Origin of the sequence: Bradyrhizobium mercantei (assembly GCF_001982635.1) — a bacterium.
In the GTDB taxonomy this organism is placed as follows: Bacteria; Pseudomonadota; Alphaproteobacteria; order Rhizobiales; family Xanthobacteraceae; genus Bradyrhizobium; species Bradyrhizobium mercantei.
The window spans coordinates 964424-984435 of the sequence record NZ_MKFI01000003.1 but is presented as its reverse complement, the minus strand read 5'-3'; the positions used below and the strand labels follow the sequence as shown (position 1 = coordinate 984435).

The window sequence follows — 20012 nt, the reverse complement described above, 5'->3', positions numbered from 1 at the left end:
AACAAAGCGACTGTCCTAGATGGCACGACCCAATCCCGCGATGCAGATAGGCGCGTGGCCGAAGCCGACGAGACAAGGCTCGCGATACCCATACACGGCCTCCCGTCACTGGGCGAGTTTTGTGCCCGATGGGTTCGAATGCCTAGACGTCACCAGCAGGCTGCGCGCCTTGCGTGCAGCCGTTCTTCAGTTCGAGCTGATTTTCTCAGCGAACGCGCTTTTCTAGAGTTCGCAACGATCGGCAAGCGACATAGCGGAATTCGGCTTCAGCCGATGGCCGATTCTTTGGAGAGCTCGTCGAGCACCTGCTTTGTTGCTCCGTGCGCGAGTTCGACTATCTCGTCGATCTCGGCTTCGGAGACAACAAGAGGTGGAGCGAAGCCGAGAATATCTCCGTGCGGCATCGCGCGGGCAATAAGCCCGCGATCGCGGGCGGCTTTCGAGATGCGGGCACCGACCTTGAGCTGTGGGTCAAATCGCCGTTTCGTGTGGCGGTCTGCAACGAACTCGATCGCGCCGAGCAAGCCTACGCCTCGCACTTCGCCTACGATCTCGAGCTGCGCGAACCGCTCCTTGAGCCTGTTCTGGAAGTGCGCGCCGACGATTCTGGCGCGGTCGCTTAAGTGTTCCTTCTCGACAATATCCAGGACTGCATTGGCGGCAGCTGCCGCGACCGGATGGCCGGAATAGGTGTATCCGTGCGAAAATGCTCCTACTCGATCCGCAGCTTCCTCCATGACCGCGTAAACTTTTTCACCCACAATGGCTGCCGAAAGCGGCACGTAGCCGGAGGTCAGGCCTTTGGCGACGGTCACGAGGTCAGGCTCGATCTCGTAGAGCGTGCTGCCGAAGTCCGCCCCAGTTCGTCCGAATCCACAAATCACCTCGTCGGCGATCAGAAGGACGTCGTAGCGCCTGAGCACCGCCTGAATATCACGCCAGTAGCCCGCCGGCGGCGGCGTGATACCGCCCGTCCCCAACACCGGCTCAGCGATGAAGGCGCCGACCGTGTCGGGCCCCTCCCGCAGGATCAGCTCTTCGAGCTCGGCAGCGCGCCGGCGCGAAAAGGCCTCCTGCGTCTCGCCTGTCTCGGCGCCCCAATAGTGGTGCGGTGCGCCTGTGTGCAGGATGCCTGGGAAGGGAAGATCCATATGATCATGGTAGAACGACATGCCGGTCATCGAGCCGGAAACGACCGAACAGCCATGATAGCCGCGATCACGCGAGATGATCTTTTTCTTCTTCGGCTTTCCACGCAGGTTGTTGTAGTACCAAACGAGCTTCGCCTGGGTTTCATTGGCGTCCGATCCGGACAAGCCGAAGAACACTTTGCTTGGCTTTCCCGGCGCCATTCGTACGAGACGATCAGACAGGGTTGCCAGCTCTTCAGTCGTGTGAGCGGCATATGTGTGGTAGTAGGCCAGTTTGTGAGCCTGCCGCGCGATGGCTTCAGCCACCTCGGTCCGTCCGTACCCGATGTTTACGCAGTAGAGGCCGGCGAAGGCATCGATATAGCTGCGCCCCTCGGCATCCTGGATCCGAACGCCCTGGGCGCCTGTGACGATCGTCGGATCACCGATCTTTCCCGTAGCGTATTCCTTGAGCTGAGTGAATGGATGCAGCACACTCGTGCGATCTCGTTCAGCGATGGTTTTTATGTCAATCATTTCAATTCTCCTAGGCTACCAGATCGCCGAAGCAGACGTATTTGAGTTCCATGTATTCCGCTAAGCCGTGTCGCGAGCCCTCGCGGCCGAGGCCCGACTGCTTCCACCCCCCAAATGGAATCGGAGGCCCCGTGAATGAGGCTGTATTGATACCGAGCATGCCGCACTCGATCTGCTCAGAAAGCCGCAGCGCTCGGCGTAGATTGTCCGTGTAGATGTACCCGGCCAGCCCCATCTCGTTGGCATTGGCTCGAGCGATGACCTCTTCCTCGGACTCGAACGAAAGTACGGCGGCTACCGGCCCAAACGTTTCCTCACGCGCGATGAGCATGTCTTCAGTGACATCGCTCAGAAGCGTTGGCGCAACGAAGTTCGGACCTAAACTGGAGCCTTGATGAGTACAAAGACTGCGGGCGCCCTTTTTCAGCGCGTCATCGATCTGAGCTCTGCACTTGTTGGCGACCGACAACCTGGTCATCGGTCCGATGTCCGTTGCAGCTTCGAGACCATGCCCGACCTTCAGTTGAGCCATCGCCGCAGCAAAGGCCTCGACGAAGGCCCCGTACATGCCTGCTTGAACATAGATGCGGTTAGCGGCCAGGCAGTCCTGACCTGACGTCGCAAACTTAGCGGCCATCGCGCCCTCGACGGCCTTCTCAAGATCAACGTCATCAAAGATGATGAAAGGGGCATGCCCCCCGAGTTCCAGCGAGACCTTCTTGATCGTATCGGCGGCGCCCTCAAGAAGCAGACGGCCAACCTCGGTAGAACCAGTGAATGAAAGGGCGCGTATCCTTGTATCGCGTAGCAGTGGCGTCGAAAGTTCGATCGGGTGACCAACCAACACTTGAAACACGCCGCGCGGGATGCCGGCCTCTTGGGCCAGCCTGGCCACAGCGAGAGCTGAGAGCGGTGTCTCGGGTGCAGGCTTCACGATGATCGGACAACCGGCCGCAAGGGCGGCCCCAGCCTTTCGGGTCATCATCGCGACAGGAAAATTCCAAGGAGTGATCGCCGCAGTCACACCGATTGGCTGCATTCGCACCTGAAGCAGACTTCCGAGCTTATGGCTGGGAATTGTCTCTCCGTATGCCCGCTCGCCCTCTGCGGCGAACCAGTCGAGAAATCCAGCGCCATATGCAATTTCCTGGCGCGCCTCTTGGAGTGGCTTGCCCTGCTCGCTCGTCACAAGGACGGCGAGTTCTTCCGAATGGTCGAGCATCAATGACGCCCAGGACCTGAGCATCGCCCCACGCCTTGCTGGCAACAGTCTTCGCCATGCAGCAAAGGATTGATCAGCTGCCGCGATCGCAAGACTCATATCCGAAGGAGAGCAACGAGCCACATCGGCGATTTCCTCCCCGGTCGCGGGATCGACCACCACGTCTCGTTGGTCGCTCGCAACCCAGCGTCCGTCGATCAGCGCATCTCCCGCCAAAAAATCGCGACGGTGCAAGTTCTGCAGGTGGCTGGCAGCGAGACCGAGTAAACGAGGGCTTCTGCGCCGGATAGTTTCAAGGGCCATTCGAAGGTCCGAAGCGGTCATTTTGTTGAAATTTCCTGTGCATTCAGGATACTGGTGTCGCACAAGACATTTGCATCGCATTTCCTGCCGCTCGGATGATTTCCTGCATCACGCAGGCATTTTGCGGCGAAATCCACCTGTAGGCTGGAGACGACCATGCAGTACGATCGGATAGACGCCAAAATCCTCGAGATCGTGCAAAAGAACAATCGTTTGACATCCGAGGTGATCGGCGAAATGGCGGGCCTTTCCGCGACCGCCTGTCAGCGACGGCTGAAGAGGCTCCGTTCAGAAGGCATCATCGAGGCCGATGTCTCGATTGTTTCTGCGAAGGCCGTGGGAAGGCCAATTCAGATGCTCGTGCTGGTAAACCTGGAGCGGGAGCGTTCAGATATCATCGACAGATTCAAGAAGGCGATCAAGTCGTCCGCTGACGTCGTCAATGGATTCTACGTCACCGGCGACGCCGACTTTGTCTTGTATGTTACCGCGCGGACCATGGAAGAATATGAGCAGTTCACCCGGCGATTCTTCTATGAGAACCCGGACATAAAGGGCTTCAAAACGATGGTCATAATGGACCGCGTAAAGGCGGGCTTTGCTGTTCCAATTGAGGCTCCGCTCGAGGATTGATGTGGCGGTCCCGTCCCGCTGATCGATGAGTGGAGTGCGCTTCATCGCCTGGTCGTGCGGCACCCGGGACGAACCGCAGATCATTTGGCCGTAAGCGACAACTCATAATGCTTCGACCAGTCCTTATGAGGCGCTGAGAGCAATGAACATCCGGTTTCCACCTCCAGCTTCGCGACATGCCAGTCGGCGTGGATAGCGCGAGGGATGCTCAGTTGGTCGCCATTCAAGGACGGCCTTTCGTCGTTTCGTGTGCCTGCGGGAAGGCAGTCGGTAATCGGGTTCCAGCCGATCTCCTTTCTGTTTTTCGGCCCCCGCTCTTCGGCCTGGATCAGGCTCAGAGCGGGATAGCGCTTCCGCTTTCCGGTCGGCGGTAGGACGCGTGTCTTGCGATGCCGATCTCAAGACGGCCGGAATCGCTGTGCTGCCTTTGACTTCGATGCGATGGAGCCCTTTGGCGGCGACCTCGTCCATTTCGGCGGCGATGGTGTGATCGCCGTCTCCAGCCAGGCGGGCAACGCAGGGCTTGGTCAGGAAATGAGTTCCGATCTCCCGCGCTATGCAGACAGTTCGCAGATGTCACTCTTGCGATCACCGATATGGATGCACCGTCGCGGATGGTTAAAGGTTGCCTTCATTGCTGGAGATTTTCCAACCAGCGACACTTTTCCTTTTCTCAATGGGAAGCCGAATCGGATTGATCTTCTTTTTTTGCGCTGCCGTTCCCTTGAACTTCCTTCCTAGTGCAGAACTTGACAGCCGCCCATCTGCTGTTCGGCATCGAGATGTCCCTGATCACGGAAGAAGATTACATTCGCCTTTTGGTCGCGGCGCGCTGGGTGCCCGTGTCGCATCCCAGCGTTCCGCCCCTGAATTGCGCATGGTTGGACGCAGTCGGCACCGTCAATGCCAACAGCGCGATTGTCGGGTTCGAGACAAATGTTCCGAATTTGACGCACACACCCGATACAAGGCGACAAGAGAACCGCCAATTTTCAAACGGCACGCTGTTTGCTTAAGTCATACCGCCGTCGCCGATGCACCAATTTCATGGCGATTAGCTGAAAACCGAGAAGCCGAAGTGGAGGGTTTGACGTGATCTGGAGTTCGTCCTTGCCGAGCCTACAATGATTGCGCCCATCGCAAGCTGCGAGGTCAATTTGGTGGGCTTTGGCCCAGCAGTAAGCCGCCGACCGTTCTGCGAGTTAGAGAATATATCGGCGCAGGCCGGCGGGGGTTACGACGGGAGATTCTTCAGTGTTCCTTCGCCAATGTAGCGATGTCGTCTCCTCCGTTCCTGGCAGGTGACTTTTGCTCGACAAGATGAAGTCGCGCGCGGTGCGCATCTTTTGGGTACGACCTGATCCGAAGTAGCAACTGCCACTCGCCCTGCCCTTTGGCAACCGATGCTCCGATGTAGCCCAGCCCCTGCCGCCGATTGGACCTAGCTCGGAAACCTCGATCGAAAGGGTTAGCGTGCAGGCGTTTTCCTCATCAGCGCCGGCCCGGCGGACTTCATCGTTTTTGGTGGCTCGCCCTCGGCGCCGGCACCGAACAGCAATGTTGCGGCCAATTGCGCCTGCACGGAAGCGCGTCGATCACCGCAACCTCCAAACACTCGGCCCTGAGCGCGGCTGAGGGGACAACATTGCCCGCTCCTGAGCCGAGCAATCAAGAAAGCGCAGCGGTGATGTCGCGCCAAGAGCCAGGAGTGGCAAGACCGGCTTCTTTCTGCGCGCAAACGGGCGACGTTGCAAGGTGACCTCGAGCAGACGATGGAAACGGGCAAGCAGCTTCCGGCCTCAGCGCCTTCTCGACATTCTCAAGAGTTGCAGAACCTGCGTTGAGCCGCTGCTGCGCTAGAACGATCCGCCGCCTGTTCAAACCGAGCTATCGAGGCACATGTGAAACTGCTCTTAAGGAAGAGACTGATGGGAAGACGTTACATGCCGCATATCGGGATGGTTGCGTTGGCTAGTCAGCAGTATCTGGCGATCGCGTTCATTTATTCGGCCATTCCAGTGGTCCTTCGGGCCAACGGCGCCAGCCTGCAACTGGTCGGCTTGTATGGCATGGCACTCTTTGCCTTCACCGTTAACTTTCTTTGGGCCCCTGTCGTGGATCGATGGAGCCTCAATCGTCTCGGACTGAGGCGGTCATGGATCCTGTTGACTCAAGTCGGTACTGCCACTGTGCTGACAGTGATGGCATTCTTGAACCCAAGAACCGATTTCGTACCGGTTTTTCTTGTTTCTCTTGCCCTTGCGGCCATTGCCGCCACGCAGCGGATCGCAACGTTGGGCTACATAGCGGAAGTTCTCGATTCCGGCGAGCGTCCGTTGGGGGCCACACTGCTGGGCTGGGGTCGGGTCATCGGCCACGTGATCGGTGGCGCGGTCTGCCTCCAACTGATCGGAATTTTCGGTTGGCGTCCAGCTCTGCTCGGCCTAGCGCTGCTGCTGGCCGCTTTCGCTGCATGGGTGTTTGCGATTCCTGAACCGCTCCTCCGCAAGGACCGACGGCGCCAGTCCGAGCGCCTGTCTATTCTCACAATCTTGCGCAACAACGGCTTGTGGTCGACGGCCGCAACGATCGCGCCCGGCGTTATCGGGATTGCTGTGGCGTTTGCAATGATGCAGTTGCGGCTCGTTGACCTCGGCTTTGCCGCGGCAGAGATCGGGTGGATCGGAGCGTTGTCGGACGCATTAACGTATACCATCGTTGCGCCACTGACCGGCGCGATCCTGAAGCGAATGGCGCCGCACCGAGGCGTGATCTGGGGCTGTGCGGTCCTGGCTATCAGTTTTGGAGCGCTTGCAATTATCGACCGCTATGTCGACGTTCGCGTGAGCGCCGTCGTAAGCGTTGGGATCGTGTTCGTGGCACTCGCAGTCCAGCATGTTACATTCACGAACTGGTTTCTCGGGCTTGCCCGGCCGGGCAAGGCTGGGACAGATGTCACGTTCCTGACTTCGGTGATGGCGGCGTCTGCATTGGTGGGCTTCGCGGCGAGTGGATTTATTGGGGCGAGATTAGGCTACGGCGTCACGCTGCTACTGCCGGGCCTCGGCTATGCTCTCTCAGCCTTGCTCGCTGCGACGTTCCTGCGCTCCGCCGATCTGACGACGCGCGTCGCGGGGGACTGATGATCGAGCGCACACCAAGGCTAGGCTGACTTATCGCTGCACATCAACATTTCATCTCGCTTCTCAGCCTGGTACGGCATGCTGGGCACGGCTGTCGGGATCGGACCGCGTGCCGTCACAAGGATGAACTGAAGCAACGATGTTCTCTACGCTTCCAGTCACCACTGGTTACGCCAAGGTCTTGGCTCGCGTCGTAAAGAGGATGACTGGCTTGGTATCCGCACCCGGCCACTTCCGCTTCCTCATCTAGATCAGCGCCCCTGGGCAGGATCAGCCTATGGCAGAGCGGTGCGGCTGCGCTGAAAATGTTCGGAACAGTTGGACCATCGAGCACATCACCTGAAACGAGGATGTCCGTCGTTGGCTCTTCGCGACAAATTGCGCTAGCCGCGAGACGTCGGCCTGGTGCGGAGCACAGGCGTTGCAAATGCGCGGCGACAACCGGATCCCGCAGCTTGGCTTCGGCATCAGCAATCAACAAAACTTATCAATCAGAGTCAACTATATTTTTTCGTTTGACTAATTTTTTTCATAATCGATAGTACTTGAGGATGGATATCCCATTCTTCGTTGATCAGCTTTTGAAGTCATCATGACCGTGCGCGAAACGATAAGGCGTGAAAGCGCCAACCTAACCGCCAGCGAGCGCAAGATTTCTAATGCCGTGCTCGCGGATTATCCTTTCGGCGCGCTCCAAACCATCCAGGAATTGGCCGAGCGTACAGGCGTCAGTGCGCCCTCGATCACGCGCTTTGTCACCAAGATCGGCTTTGCCGGCTATCAGGAGTTCCAGCGCCAGTTGATAGCAGAATTGCGGGAAAGCCGACGCTCGCCGCTGGAGCTCAAGGCCACTGAAAAGCTCGGCAGCCGTCGTGCATTTCTGGCCGACTATGCGCGGCGGGCCTCCGAACGAATACATGAGATGAGCACAAGCGTTCCGCAGGAACAATTCGATCGGATCCTGGGGCTCATCGCGGATCCCACCCGAGCCGTGTTCGTGCTCGGCGGCCGCGTCAGTGACAGCATCGCTCGTTTCCTCTCGGTGCACCTCAAGCAGATTCGACCGAAGGTCTATCATCTTCCACCCAATCCAGAGCACTGGCCGGACCAGCTGCTGGCGATCCGCAGGCAAGATGTCCTGGTCCTGTTCGACTTTCGCCGCTACCAGGCCGACCTGCAGACGCTCGCCGATATCGTCGCAAGGGAATGCCGACCGTCAATTGTGTTGATCACCGACAAGTGGATGTCGCCAATTGCCCGTCACAGCGACCACGTTATTGCCCTGCCGATCGAAATTGAAACAGCGTGGGACACGCTGGTCTGCGCACTCACCCTCGTCGAAGCCTTGATCGTCAAAGTATCGGAATCGAACTGGTCCACGACCAAAAAACGGCTCGAGGCCTGGGACAGGCTTCGCCTGGTGCCACCGGGTCAGCCTTCGGAGGAAAAACAATGATCGCTGAGGAAATGCTCATTGCATGCTGTACGGATCTTGCCGGCAAGGTTCGTGGCAAGGCGTTTCCTGCTACGCAGCTCGACAAGCGGACCAAGCGGGGCATCGGCTGGACGCCAACCAACGCTCAGATCACCTGTTTCGACACCATTGCCGAAAGCCCGTTTGGCTCGCTTGGTGACCTCGTCCTCATTCCCGATGAAACTGCAAGGGTGCGCGTACTATTAAGCGACGATTTGCCGGCAGAGCATTTCGCGCTCGGTGATATCCGCCACACTGATGGGCGACCGTGGGAATTCTGTACCCGGTCGATCCTCAGGAGTGCTCTCGACCGCCTCAATCGGGTTACCGGCCTGACGCTGTTCGGGGCTTTCGAACACGAGTTCCAGTTTCGGAATGACGCGGGTCGCATTGGAGAGGCGTACAGCGTTAACGGCTTCCGTATCGAGCGGCGCCTGGCTGAAACACTCGTAGCAGCCATGCGCGCGGCGGGCCTGGAGCCGGACACGTTCATGAAGGAGTTCGGTTCTGGTCAGTATGAAGTCACGATGGGGCCGTCGCGCGGGATCGCCATAGCGGATCAGTCTACGATCCTACGCGAACTGGTGCGCCTGGTTGCGAACGCTTTTGGGAAAGAGGTTACGTTCACCCCGATCCGGAACCCAGCCGGCGTCGGCAACGGCGTTCACATTCATCTCAGCTTTCTCAATAGCGACACGCCGGCGACCTGGGATCCGAACGGCAAACATGAGCTTTCAAAAACCGCTGGCCAATTCGTCGGTGGGATCCTCAAGTACCTCCCCGCGATCGTCGCGATCACAGCCCCGAGCGTCATATCTTACCTACGGCTTACACCGCATCGCTGGAGCGCGGCCTTCAATAATCTTGGCTTCCGCGACCGCGAAGCTTCAGTGCGCATCTGTCCCGTTTCTGATTTGAGCGATATTTCCAAGGCAGCTCAATTCAATTTTGAATTCCGCGCTGCCGACGCTACGGCGAGCCCGCACTTGCAACTCGCCGCCATCGTACACGCCGGCGTCCAGGGCATCGAAGAGGAGCTGGCGACACCGGACGCAACCGCCGAGGACCTCTCTCTTCTTGATCCATCTGCCCTGGCCGAGCGTGGATACTGCCGCCTGCCGACATCGCTGCCCGAAGCTCTTGATCGCTTGCTGGCGAATTCCACGGTAAGCGGCTGGTTTCCCGCCGGCTTCACCAAGACATACGCAAAGCACAAGAAGGGAGAGATGGCATTCCTCGAGGGGAAACCTCAACAGGAAATCTGCAGCTTGTATGAGCAGGTTTACTGAGGGAGGAAACTCCAACTTTCGCTCCGATCGAGGATCGGGCTACTGTTTCGGAGTACAAACTCGTCCCATCAGCCGTTTGGACAGGAGTGCCCTTACGCATCCCCGATCCTCGCGCCTGCGCCATAGGCAGGAGAGCGTACCGCTCACATGAGCGCCGGCCGACAGTCATTCTCGATGTAACCAACGGCCAAGACTCGCGCGGCAGCGCCAAGTGCCTTCTGTCCGGAAGCGTCCCGCTTGGCTGTCACGATTCTGCCAATACGTCGCAAACGAGACAATCGCCGGCAAGACTCTAAGTAATTTTCGCCACCATATTTGGCCCAACTCATGCACCTAAATGTGCAGCACAATGCAACATCATCGGGAGCGCCGCAGCCTTGAGCCTTGTCCCTGGCACCAGTTCTACATTCGGTTACCTCATCGATGCGTCCCTTCCTCGCATGTGTCCTCTTCCTGCGACCACAGATCCCCCGCAGCGAACACTCTCGCGCTGAGCCAGCATCGCCGACCCGATCCGTTCACCGCCGACAATAGAACGACTGCGGTTCAAAGAGCCTGGAGTCATGGCAACTCCTACAGACGTGCATCCGGATCATCATCATCATCAGCGATGGCCCTCCTTCAGGATAGTCAGTGGATCCCAAAGTCAACCCAATCGACGTGGACTTCATTCCCGCTCAAGGCCGCGCCGACTACCATCGGCGGTCGTTGCTCAGGCTATGGCGCAGAGCGATCAGACATCCTGCCACGCGCCATCAATTCCCAGCCGGAGGCGAACAACCGACGTTGGCCGACATCAAGTCGGCTTGGGCAACGGTCGGCATAAGGGACATTTACGATCACTCTGAGCATCTGCATTCATCTCCCCCCTCTGAAGCCGGTCGATCATGTCCGGGCTCAGACATGATCCTTTGCATAGGAGGAGCGAGGAAGCCGCGGACCCTCATCGGAACGCATGAGGAGATGCTGTACAGCGCATGCTTCGATGGAAAAGCGTACTGTCTTTCAGGCATCACCAGTGATGACAGGGTACTCGTACTGGGAGGGAGCGGGACCTATTACGCCGAATATTGCAGCTTCTATGCCTTGTCACGAACGGCATGCACCATCATCCCCATCCGGGATTACAAGAGAGGTCGAGAAAATGCAGACATCATGCGAGAGTCGCGGGCGACCGCAATCCTTGGACCTCTGAGCGCTCTCCTTCCACTCCTGTCCTACTTGGAACTTAGCGATCTGACTTACGCTGGGATTAGGCACATTATTAAAGGCGGACAGCCATTGTCACGGCAGCTTCGATCGAGACTCGCGCAGCGATTCGGAGAAGATTTGTCCTTTCACTCTGTATTTCAGACGCCGGACCACGGTGCGGTAGGCTTCCAATGCTCCTCATGCGGCCCTGGCGAGTACCACCTTCACGAAGGCCTTATCTACGCGGAGCTCAGTTCAAGGAACGATGAGCGCGCGACAGAACTCGTCATTTCCAACCTGCACCGTTCCCGCATGCCCGTTGTCCGACTTCGGACCGGCCATTACGCGGACTGGGCCGATCCAGAAGGAACGTGTTCATGCGGGCTAACCTCCAGGAAAATACGAATTCTGGAAGAATTAAGCGACTTTTGAGAAACTCAAGGTGGCGGTCATCCATCGTAGCCTGGGCCCGGCGCACTCGATTTGGGTCAACTGCCGACAGGCTGTGTTGATCAGTATCGATCTTGGCCCAGCTCAGGGGCAAAAATCGTCGCCATAGAGCGCATCGCAACCGCACGCGTCGCCTGGCGGGTCATGTTCATCACCGTGAGTGCCTACTGCCGGGAGCCGCAGCTTGGGAAGCTGCCGTAACTCCGTGAGATATGCTGGCTAAAGCTTATCGTCCTCGACTTGAGCGTTCTCTGCTTCTCGTGGAAGACGCTAAATCCGCTCGTGCGTTACTGCCGGCCAGCAAAAGCTGCTGGTCGGCGATGAGGGTGTTGAGGTGCGGCGGCCGTTCCCCTTCACTCAATGGTGCCGCCGGCGCCCGGATGGTTTCCACGACGCCGCCCCCGCAATCGTAGCCGTTGTGATGATCATCGTGCATGCGCTACGCTATTGGGAACATGCCGATGGCGGTGCCGGAAGCACCGGAGACATGTGATATCTCGGCAGCGGGCAGAGCGGCTTCTCTGTCGCTGCACAGGAAAGCGTAGAGTTCCTTCACGCAAATGCGGGCGTCCTTCTTTTCTTTCTGAAAGGGCGGGACGATGGGCAACCTGATATCGGCCTTTTGGTAGAACGGACTGCGCTCTTCGTACAGCTGGTCAACCTTCTGCTCGATGCCGACGCCTTGCAGCAGCGGCCGGCTGGTGTCCCCCTTCAGGCGCCTGCGGAGCTCTTTCAGCTCGGTGTCGAGCCAGATCGACCTCGCCTTATTAAGGATCAGGGCTTGATTGGACTCCTTGCTAAAGCAGCCGCCGCCGGTTGCGATGACGATGGGCCCTCTCTCCAGCTGCTTGGTGAGCTCTTTGGTCTCCAGATCCCTGAAGTGCGCCTCGCCTCGGCCAGGGTCAGCGAACATCTCCATCAGATTACCGTGCTCGGCGACGATACGCTTATCCATGTCGACAAACTCCACCCCCAACTCCTTGGCAAGCTGGGCGCCGATGCGCGACTTGCCGCTCGCCGGCATGCCGACGAGCACGACCGGCCGCGTACCGAGGGCCGCGAGGATCTCGCCGGCTTGCGGCGAGCGAGCGACGGCAATCTGTTGTCTTGCGACGGTGGTCGACCTGTGGGTCCCTGCCGCCCTCGACCTGCTTTCTCCTGACGGGTCCCAGGGCAATATGTCCCAGGCGCCACGGGGAACGGGGACCAGCTCGCCTTCGCTCTGCGCGAGCTCGGCCCGGTAACTGGCCGGCGTATGGAACTCGACCTCGAAGCGATAGTTCTGCGCGGTTCTGAACGTCGTGTGAACGCCACGTAACCTCGGCGTGTCCATCCTGATGAACCAGTTGGTGGTCTCGACCTCGCTGCAGTCCCGCTCCTCGAAGGCCAGTGCCGCCTTCCTGAAGGCGCGCGTAAAAGCCTCGTCCGGGATCTCGAAGACATGGCGCACGGCATTGGTGACCAGTTGGGCCTGCGGCGCTGCACTTACGCTCTGGCCGGTCAACTCGTCGGCTATCCAGACCTGTCCGAGCGACCGTTGGTCAAGACGCGGCACCTTCACCTCGATGCCGTCCTGCTGCAAAAGCTCGGCAACCGCATGCACAGTTTCGGTAATCGCGCTTTCTTGCGTGGCGCGCTCCAGGGCCTGTTCGCTGCTCAGCGTTATCCTGCTGGCGGGGTCGTCGTCGGCCGAGATTGCTAAGGCGCTGGGCAGGATGCGCTTTTCGACGGCGAGTCTGATCGAGGCCTCCATGACCGAGGCTGCCAGCGTGGGGTTGTCCTTCAGATCCGCCAGGCTGCCATCGACGTCAAATCGGCCCTGGTGAAGCTTTGCCGCCTGCCCCTTGACATAGGACGCCGGCCTGAAGGCCGGCCTCCGCTCCAAGAGCCGCTGCAATACGTTGGCTTTTTGCGTGAACACCCGCGTACCGGTATCGGACTTGTAGGCGTCCGTGCCGACCTTGATGCCGACGCTCAACAGATTGATGGCGCTTTCACGCAGATCGTCCCGATTGTAGCCGTCGGGCCGCGGATCGATGCGCGGCTGGTAGTGGTCGAGCAGGAAGTCGATGCGCGTCCTGGCGTCCGCGGCTGCCGGATAGGATTCGCTGAGTTTCGGGAAGAGCGCGCCGGCGTCGGCGCTGACGGCAGGCTTCGCGCCGGTTGAGGCCACGGATCGCGCTAACTGCTGCTTGACGTCCGACTGCTCATGAGCCGGCTCGCTATTGAGCTGCAGATTCCAGTCCTGGAGCTCGGCCACTAGCAAGGCGGCCAGTTCGCAGGCCACCGGATGCCTGGCGACCTTGCTGTCTTCCACCGCGCTGGCGATGAGCTCATGGAGGGTCTGGCCATCCGGCCGATCTTCCTGCAACAGTGCGCGGATGTCGGCCTTGAGTTCAGGATGAATGCCCTCATAGGTGCCGAAGATGGCACGCTCGGCAAACCAGCGTTGCGCGTCCAGCGGCTGCGCCAGCATGTTGCGCTGCAGGCAGCTGTAGGTCTCCAGCACCAGCCCGGAGGCCGACAGGATCTGCTTGGACCGGCTGAACTGGTAGCCGCCTTTCTCAATGGCCGGCGTGTGCGACTTCGGCGGCTTCAGCGAGGCGATGCCGCGCGCCTGCAGCTGCGCGTCGAACTGGCTCACATGCTCGTAAAGGCGAGGTCGGTCGCCGATGATGATGACGGCGTCCCCGTCAAAATCGCCGTCGAGCTTTTTTTGTTCGGCGCTCGGAACCGCAACCAAAGAGCCGGGCGCGAACACCTCCGTCGCCTGCAGGATGCCGACGCACTCGAGCGCGGTGTCGGCCTTGACCCGTTCCTTTGCTTCCAGCCAGCGCGAATGGCACTTTACGTCCTCGGCAGACATCACCACCCCGCGCTCGGCGAAGTCCGCCGGCCACATTCCGTCGGGCACAACGATCAAGATGCCTTTGGCAAAGAAGGTCGGATCGTCGGCGGCAAGCCCGGCCCCCGACCTGTGCGCGACGTTGAAGCTGTATTGGAAGGCCACGCACCGATCCAGGAACGCCGCGGTCCGATCGCCATCGCCCGCCGACCTGACCCGGTCGGCGGCGAACGGGCGCAGGTTGGGCTTGTCATAGGGGGAGCGTCCGACAAGCACGCCAGCGTCACGGGTCAAGGTCTTGCTCTTGCCCGTCGGCACATGCAGGTATTCGTCGCTGGACGGCACGGCGATAGCGCCCGAACCCCCGATATGCCCGCCCGTGACCGTCCGGAACAGCTCCTCGGCGGTGAGGCTTTGATGGGTTTCGAGCCAAGCCAGAGCCTTCTCGCGGGTCTCCTGTGCCACCTCGACGCTGCGTGGATAATGTTGCAGCGCCGAGGGCGGCACCGCCGATTGCCTTTTATCGGCAAAGGCCGGCATCCGCTCGGGAGCGTCGTGGCGAGTTCGGGCAATGGCCGGCATGCGCTCGGCCAGTGAGGCCCTGATGAAGCCGCAGCCGTCATGCGGCCGCAAGGCGATCTCGCCGTCTGGCCCCTCGATCCGGAAGGGATGCACTGCGCCTGCGGGGCGGTCGGGCAGAAGGGACAGCTTAAAGCACCCTTCCAGCGCATAATCATGCGGACCAACGTCGGGGATGCTCGGCGGCGAGGCAAATCCGCGGCGCTGGGTATAGTAATAGGCTTCCTTGAACGGCGCCCAGGCCCGCGACAGCTGCTCAAAGGCCGTCCCCGGAGCCGTCTCGGCATAGGGGATCGCCAAAAGCTTGCCGCTTGGGACCTCTTCGGCCGCGAAGGGCAGCTGAGAGGCAAGCTGGTTCAGGCTCTTTTCCGGCGGCCTCAGTTTGCTGCCGCCGAACAGGTCCATGCGGTAGGGCACGCCCTCCACGGTGAGCGTGCGTGTGAGCATGGCGCCAGTCGGAATTCCCTTCAGCTGCACCGCCACCACCTTCACCGCGCCCGCGGTTAAGCGGTGGAAAATGGAATAGCGCAACTCGGCTTCGCTGCCCAGCGGCCGGCCTTGCATGTCAACCACCGGCAGCCGCATCAGTCCGGCATCGCCTTGCGGCGGTCTCGGCTCGTGGTCCATGGCCTGAAGGACCCGATGGACATCGAAGCTCGCGGCTGCATGCTGGGCCTGGATCATCGATGCGTTCTGCGCCATGAAGGTGTCGAGCGCTTCGAGCGGCTCCTTCGCCTCGATCTCGGCGATCACGTTCCAACTCTTGTAGGAAAGGTCGGCGTAGATGAGGGCGCGGGCACTATCCAGGATCTGCCTGGTCTTGCCGTGCAGCTCTTGCTGCCTGGCCTGCAAGGCGAGTTCGTCGCCGTCGACATAGGGCCGCCGGTAGAGCGTCTCCAGCACCGCCCGGCTCTTGAGCACCTGATAGATCGAAAGCGCCGGGAAGCGGCTTGCATTGGCGCCGCTGGTGCGCTCGGCCTGGCCTGGCTTGAGATAGGCATCGATCTTGCGTTCCACCACCGGCTGGATGGCGTTGAGCAGGTTCAGCGCCGACCTGCGGTGCCAGCGCAACACCGGCTTCGGGCTGCGAGCCAGTGGCAGCAGGGAGGCGCAAAGATTGCCCATCGTCTCGAGGTTGTTGTCGCGCTTAAACTCGGGAGCGGCACGTAACACCTCGAGCCTGTCCAGCCCCGGCCGTGCCAGCGCACCGAGATCGTCCAACAACTGCGCCTTGCCCAACGCCTTGAATATACTCGCGATGGCATGGACATCGGCCCGCTGCAGCCGATCCTCGGCATATTGGAGGTAGTGCGCCAGCCGATGCAGCCGGTCCTTTAGCAAGGCCGGTTCGGCGACCTCGCCGGCGATCTCTCCCTCGTCGATACTCCGCGACAGACCGTTGGCGACCCTGACTAGCGCAGGCGTGCTGAAAGTGGCGAAGCGACGGCCCTTGGAACCGAGCTCGCCGGCGATGGCAACGATCGCCTTGCGTGCTTTTTCTTCTTCCGGCCACTTGCCGAAACCGTTCACCAGATTGGCCAATTCTTGATCCGAGAATCCGTCGAGATTGCCGGCGCGGGCAGCCACCGCGCCGGCGATGGCAAGCGTCGCTGCACGCGTCTTCTGCTGGTCCGGCCATCTGCTGAAGCCGTACACCAAATCGGCCAGCTCTGGATCCGAAAATCCGTCGAGATTGCCGCCCCGGGCAACCACCGCGCCGGCGACGGCAAGCGTCGCTTCGCGCGTCTTCTGCTCGTCCGACATTGCGTCGGAGATACGGCATGGGCCTCCTTCGCTATCAGGACGCCCTGCTTGTCCGACCAACCCTCCGCGATCCAGCAAAACGCATCTCAGGGTCTCGGCATCTTGATCACGCACGGGCTCGACGGAACGTGATGAGGCGGCTTGCTGAACCGGGATGGTCAGTTCACGGCCATCATCGCGCTCCGTCGAAGCGGCGGACAAGGTCAATGGATTGGCTTCCTGCGCGCTGCTGGCCCCCCGCTCGAGGCACCACAGCCGATAACTGCGAATGTCCATCTCCGAAGCGATACCGCCCGAGGAATCCAAGATGGCGTTGCGGTCGATGATCCCTGTAAGGCCGTCAGTAGCGCGCCGCTGTGACGGAATTCGCAAAAGGCGAGGGCTGTCAAGCAATGCGGACTGACGATAGGGGTGATTCAAGCGAGAATTCGGGCGACGTTCAATCTCGGCCAGCACCGCGCCCAGCTGCGGCGACATACTGCCCACCGAATTGTCTTCCCCATCGGATGATTCCACCGGGCTCACTGCGCTTGGCTGCTCCAGATGGTCAGTTGCTGACGGAGAAGCTTCCGTAATCGAATGCTGGATTTCCTCATCTTCTTCGAAGATGGTATACAAAGCACGATCAGCCCAGCCTCGCTCGACAAACTCCATGCCTAGTCTCCCGTTTTAAAAGGCCCGCCGCCGGTTTCTGATCACGGGATATTGCGGAGTCCAGCTTACGAGATGCTGACGATCGCGACGAGAGCACCCGCGTCAGGGTGTCGCGTCATAAGCTCGCCGATTAGCAACTATGGATATCAGAGTGAGAAAGCTTGGAAGCTCGAGATTTCCAAATGCGGCAAGACCACAGCATCCTTTCTCCAGTTCGGTTGGGTGGCCCCTTAGCAGAAAGTAACGCGTCCGGCTAAGCTACCATCAGCCTCGCGTCATTTGCCGGCCACTGAGGCCGCCTTCTTCCAGTTTCAGTTCCCGAGACTCGACCCGCACCGTTGTCTGGACAGCGGGAGCACGGGCTCTTTCTCCGTCCAGGCAAATACCTAACCAACCAAGAGCCACTGATCCGTACGAGTGGAAATCAAGCAGCTACGCGAGGCCCGCGCCAATAAGACAAATTGATCGATATCGATCAAGCAGCGCTCGAAATCCAGTTCAAAAGAGCTGTCTTCGCTTTGGTGCCGACCGAGAAATCGGACACCTCGCCGCCCTTGAAGATCGCGAGCGCCGGAATAGAGCGCACGCCCAATTGGGCGGCGAGTTCTGGGTTTTCATCGATGTTGAGCTTGGCGACCTTGATCTTGCCTTCCATCTCGACGGAGATTTCCTCGAGGCTCGGAGCAATCATCTTGCAGGGATCGCACCATTCGGCCCAGAAATCGACGACGACGGGTGCTGCGGATTCCAGAACTTCCGACTGGAAGTTATTGATATCGACCTTCACGGTAGCCATCGCTGCTCCTTTGACCGAAGAAGATGTTGAACCACATGTGACGGTGTGGTGCAGAATTTTCAGTTGTCAACCCGACGATCAGCTTTTCTATGCTCTAAGACACGCCAGCGACGCTCATCGTTCCAAGGTGGAGCCTTCGCGCTTGCGGGATGCCCTCAACTCTGCTCGCGCGACTGTAGGCTTCGCTGATGGACTTTCCGCTCGGGCGAAGGGCCAACATTTGCTCACATGCGCTCATGTTCCTTTCGTATGGACCAACTGCCACATCCAGAACTGATCCGTAGGCGGCAAAGAGACCCCGTCTGGCGGAGCGGGTGAGCGATCGGCTAGGCGGCGCCCAATGCTTTCTATTGACCCCTTCTTCTATAATGCTTTCGATAAGCGGAGCATCAGCCTCGGTTGGGGCGACAGGTATACGCCCAACGGATGCCGAATACGCGCCACGTATACACCCAGCAGTCGCGCCACGTTTACGCCTTCTAAGCCCGCCACGCTGTTCCTGGAGAGCCTGCAGTGCAATGCCCACATACTTGTTCTTCTTGAACACCGTCTCAAAAAGCTCATTTAACGTCTTGTCATCAGTTTCTTCGGGCGATTGGCGTCTCTCGCCCAGGTATATTTCTCGGCCGTCGCGTGTGACAGCTTTCGGCGCTTGCCGACGGCCTCAATCATGGCCCAAGTGTAATCGCGATCCGTACCAGACACATTGGCCGGCGGTTTAGGGCCGGGACGCCGGTGAAGGCGGGCAGCATCGGCCATCCGCGCTGCATCCAGCTGCTGCTCAAAGGCCTCTTGTTCGGCCCGAGCTTGCTGCTGTTCCAGATCGGCGTTCTGCAGCGGCACTGTGCAGCACCAGATGCGTCGAAACCATGCGAGCCCACGCCAACCTCATCTCTAAGCCTATCCACGTTGGTTCGTATTCGTCCAAGCTTTCAGGAAGCTGTCGAAATCGCTGTCCGCATATGGATTTGGATGTGCCTCGAATCCTCTTTTTGGCATCCGCGAACTCAGGTGATTGCCATTATCAGCCCCTGCTCGAGAACCTACCATGAGGAACATAGTCAGGCAGCTCTCATAACATCCAGGCGATGCCCAATGAGGCTGGTCAGCTTTCCCGATCACTGCCCGGGTCGTGGCGTACCTTGATCTTACCGAGCAATCACGGCCGATTAAGCACTCCGGTTTAGCTCTCTAACGATAGCGTTCGAAGAACTCTGCGTGAGCGGCCCAATCCGGAAAGATGATGTCCGGTCGGAATCGCGGATGATACGCCCCTGTCTGCGTCATCAATCTAACGCGCGTCCGCTGGCCAAGGCTCCGCAAACAACAGAGAAACGGAGTCGATAGAAGTGCCGCATCTAGACGTCCATTTCGGCCGTCGGGTCGTCCAGAGAGAGCGGCTTGTAAGTCCGCCCCATGGCAACACCTCCTCAAGAAAGTGTCGCACTTCGTTTGTGAACTCAGGGTTGGCCAAATGGGTGGCTCGCCATCACCTCAGCGACGAACTCGCCGCAACGCGACACTCGCGACCCCGATCGCGCTCACGCAGCTTGCGCAGATCGCGATGATGGCGACGGATCTGGCCTGGATCGGCCACATCGGCATCGAGGCCCTCGCGGCAGCCGCGCTTGCCGGTATGATCTTATCGGTTGGCCTGACCTTCGCAGCTGGCGTGATCTCGGCAGTAGCGCCGCTCGCGGCGCAAGCACATGGCGCGGCAAACACAGCCCTGGTACGGAGTGCGCTGCGCATGGGGCTATGGATTGCACTCGCTCTATGGGCGCCGACTCCGATCGCGGTACTTTTCGAAAGACTGCCAGCATTTCCTGTTGGCAAGGGCAGCGGGACCGATCATTCCTTCCGCGGATGAACCAAAGACGATCTCCTCCGTAACGATCCACCACAAGACCAGAACAGGCCGTTTTGGATCTATCAACTAATTGATTGACCGCATCGTGCCGACCCTTCCTGTAACGTTTTGTATTGTAGCAGCGATTACCTG

General features: G+C 59.5%; 11 protein-coding genes and 1 pseudogene. 7 read left to right on the top strand and 5 right to left on the bottom strand.

From position 1 onward, the window contains the following. Nucleotides 1-266: 266 nt before the first annotated feature. Nucleotides 267-1667: an aminotransferase gene (locus tag BI327_RS18150; protein WP_076862093.1), complete on the bottom strand. Its 1401-nt coding sequence runs from the start codon at nucleotides 1665-1667 to the stop codon at nucleotides 267-269. Between the two features lie 10 nt (nucleotides 1668-1677). Next, nucleotides 1678-3192, bottom strand: coding sequence for an NAD-dependent succinate-semialdehyde dehydrogenase (locus tag BI327_RS18145; RefSeq protein ID WP_076862092.1), 1515 nt, complete (start codon nucleotides 3190-3192; stop codon nucleotides 1678-1680). A gap of 156 nt (nucleotides 3193-3348) precedes the next feature. On the opposite strand from BI327_RS18145, the gene BI327_RS18140 reads away from it, so the two are divergent. The 6 genes from BI327_RS18140 (at nucleotide 3349) to BI327_RS18120 (ending at nucleotide 9731) form a co-directional block, all read left to right on the top strand. Beyond that, nucleotides 3349-3825 (top strand): Lrp/AsnC family transcriptional regulator, encoded by a 477-nt coding sequence (locus BI327_RS18140; protein WP_076862091.1) that lies wholly within the window; start codon nucleotides 3349-3351, stop codon nucleotides 3823-3825. A 441-nt stretch (nucleotides 3826-4266) separates the two neighbouring features. Continuing rightward, nucleotides 4267-4566 carry a hypothetical protein gene (locus tag BI327_RS42365; RefSeq protein WP_159450466.1) on the top strand — a complete coding sequence of 100 codons (300 nt, stop codon included), beginning with the start codon at nucleotides 4267-4269 and terminating at the stop codon, nucleotides 4564-4566. A gap of 8 nt (nucleotides 4567-4574) precedes the next feature. Then, nucleotides 4575-4841 (top strand): hypothetical protein, encoded by a 267-nt coding sequence (locus BI327_RS18135; protein ID WP_076862090.1) that lies wholly within the window; start codon nucleotides 4575-4577, stop codon nucleotides 4839-4841. A 912-nt stretch (nucleotides 4842-5753) separates the two neighbouring features. Then, nucleotides 5754-6968 carry an MFS transporter gene (locus BI327_RS18130; RefSeq protein WP_143271646.1) on the top strand — a complete coding sequence of 405 codons (1215 nt, stop codon included), beginning with the start codon at nucleotides 5754-5756 and terminating at the stop codon, nucleotides 6966-6968. A 592-nt stretch (nucleotides 6969-7560) separates the two neighbouring features. Then, on the top strand, nucleotides 7561-8424 hold the full coding sequence (locus tag BI327_RS18125; RefSeq protein WP_076862088.1) for a MurR/RpiR family transcriptional regulator: 864 nt from the start codon (nucleotides 7561-7563) through the stop codon (nucleotides 8422-8424). Beyond that, on the top strand, nucleotides 8421-9731 hold the full coding sequence (locus BI327_RS18120) for a glutamine synthetase family protein (RefSeq protein ID WP_076862087.1): 1311 nt from the start codon (nucleotides 8421-8423) through the stop codon (nucleotides 9729-9731). Before BI327_RS18125 ends, BI327_RS18120 begins: the two co-directional genes overlap by 4 nt. A gap of 1867 nt (nucleotides 9732-11598) precedes the next feature. Here BI327_RS18120 and BI327_RS18115 read toward each other — a convergent pair. From BI327_RS18115 to BI327_RS18100, 3 genes and pseudogenes are all read right to left on the bottom strand, one after another. Next, nucleotides 11599-16638, bottom strand: a pseudogene (locus BI327_RS18115) (shikimate kinase). Nucleotides 16639-17689: 1051 nt separating this feature from the next. Beyond that, the gene (gene trxA / locus BI327_RS18110) at nucleotides 17690-18010 is read right to left on the bottom strand and encodes a thioredoxin (protein WP_076862086.1); all 321 of its coding nucleotides are present in this window, start codon (nucleotides 18008-18010) and stop codon (nucleotides 17690-17692) included. A 564-nt stretch (nucleotides 18011-18574) separates the two neighbouring features. After that, nucleotides 18575-18853: a hypothetical protein gene (locus BI327_RS18100; RefSeq protein WP_076862084.1), complete on the bottom strand. Its 279-nt coding sequence runs from the start codon at nucleotides 18851-18853 to the stop codon at nucleotides 18575-18577. A gap of 631 nt (nucleotides 18854-19484) precedes the next feature. Here BI327_RS18100 and BI327_RS43225 point away from each other — a divergent pair. Next, on the top strand, nucleotides 19485-19880 hold the full coding sequence (locus tag BI327_RS43225; protein WP_076862083.1) for an MATE family efflux transporter: 396 nt from the start codon (nucleotides 19485-19487) through the stop codon (nucleotides 19878-19880). Nucleotides 19881-20012: the final 132 nt, after the last annotated feature.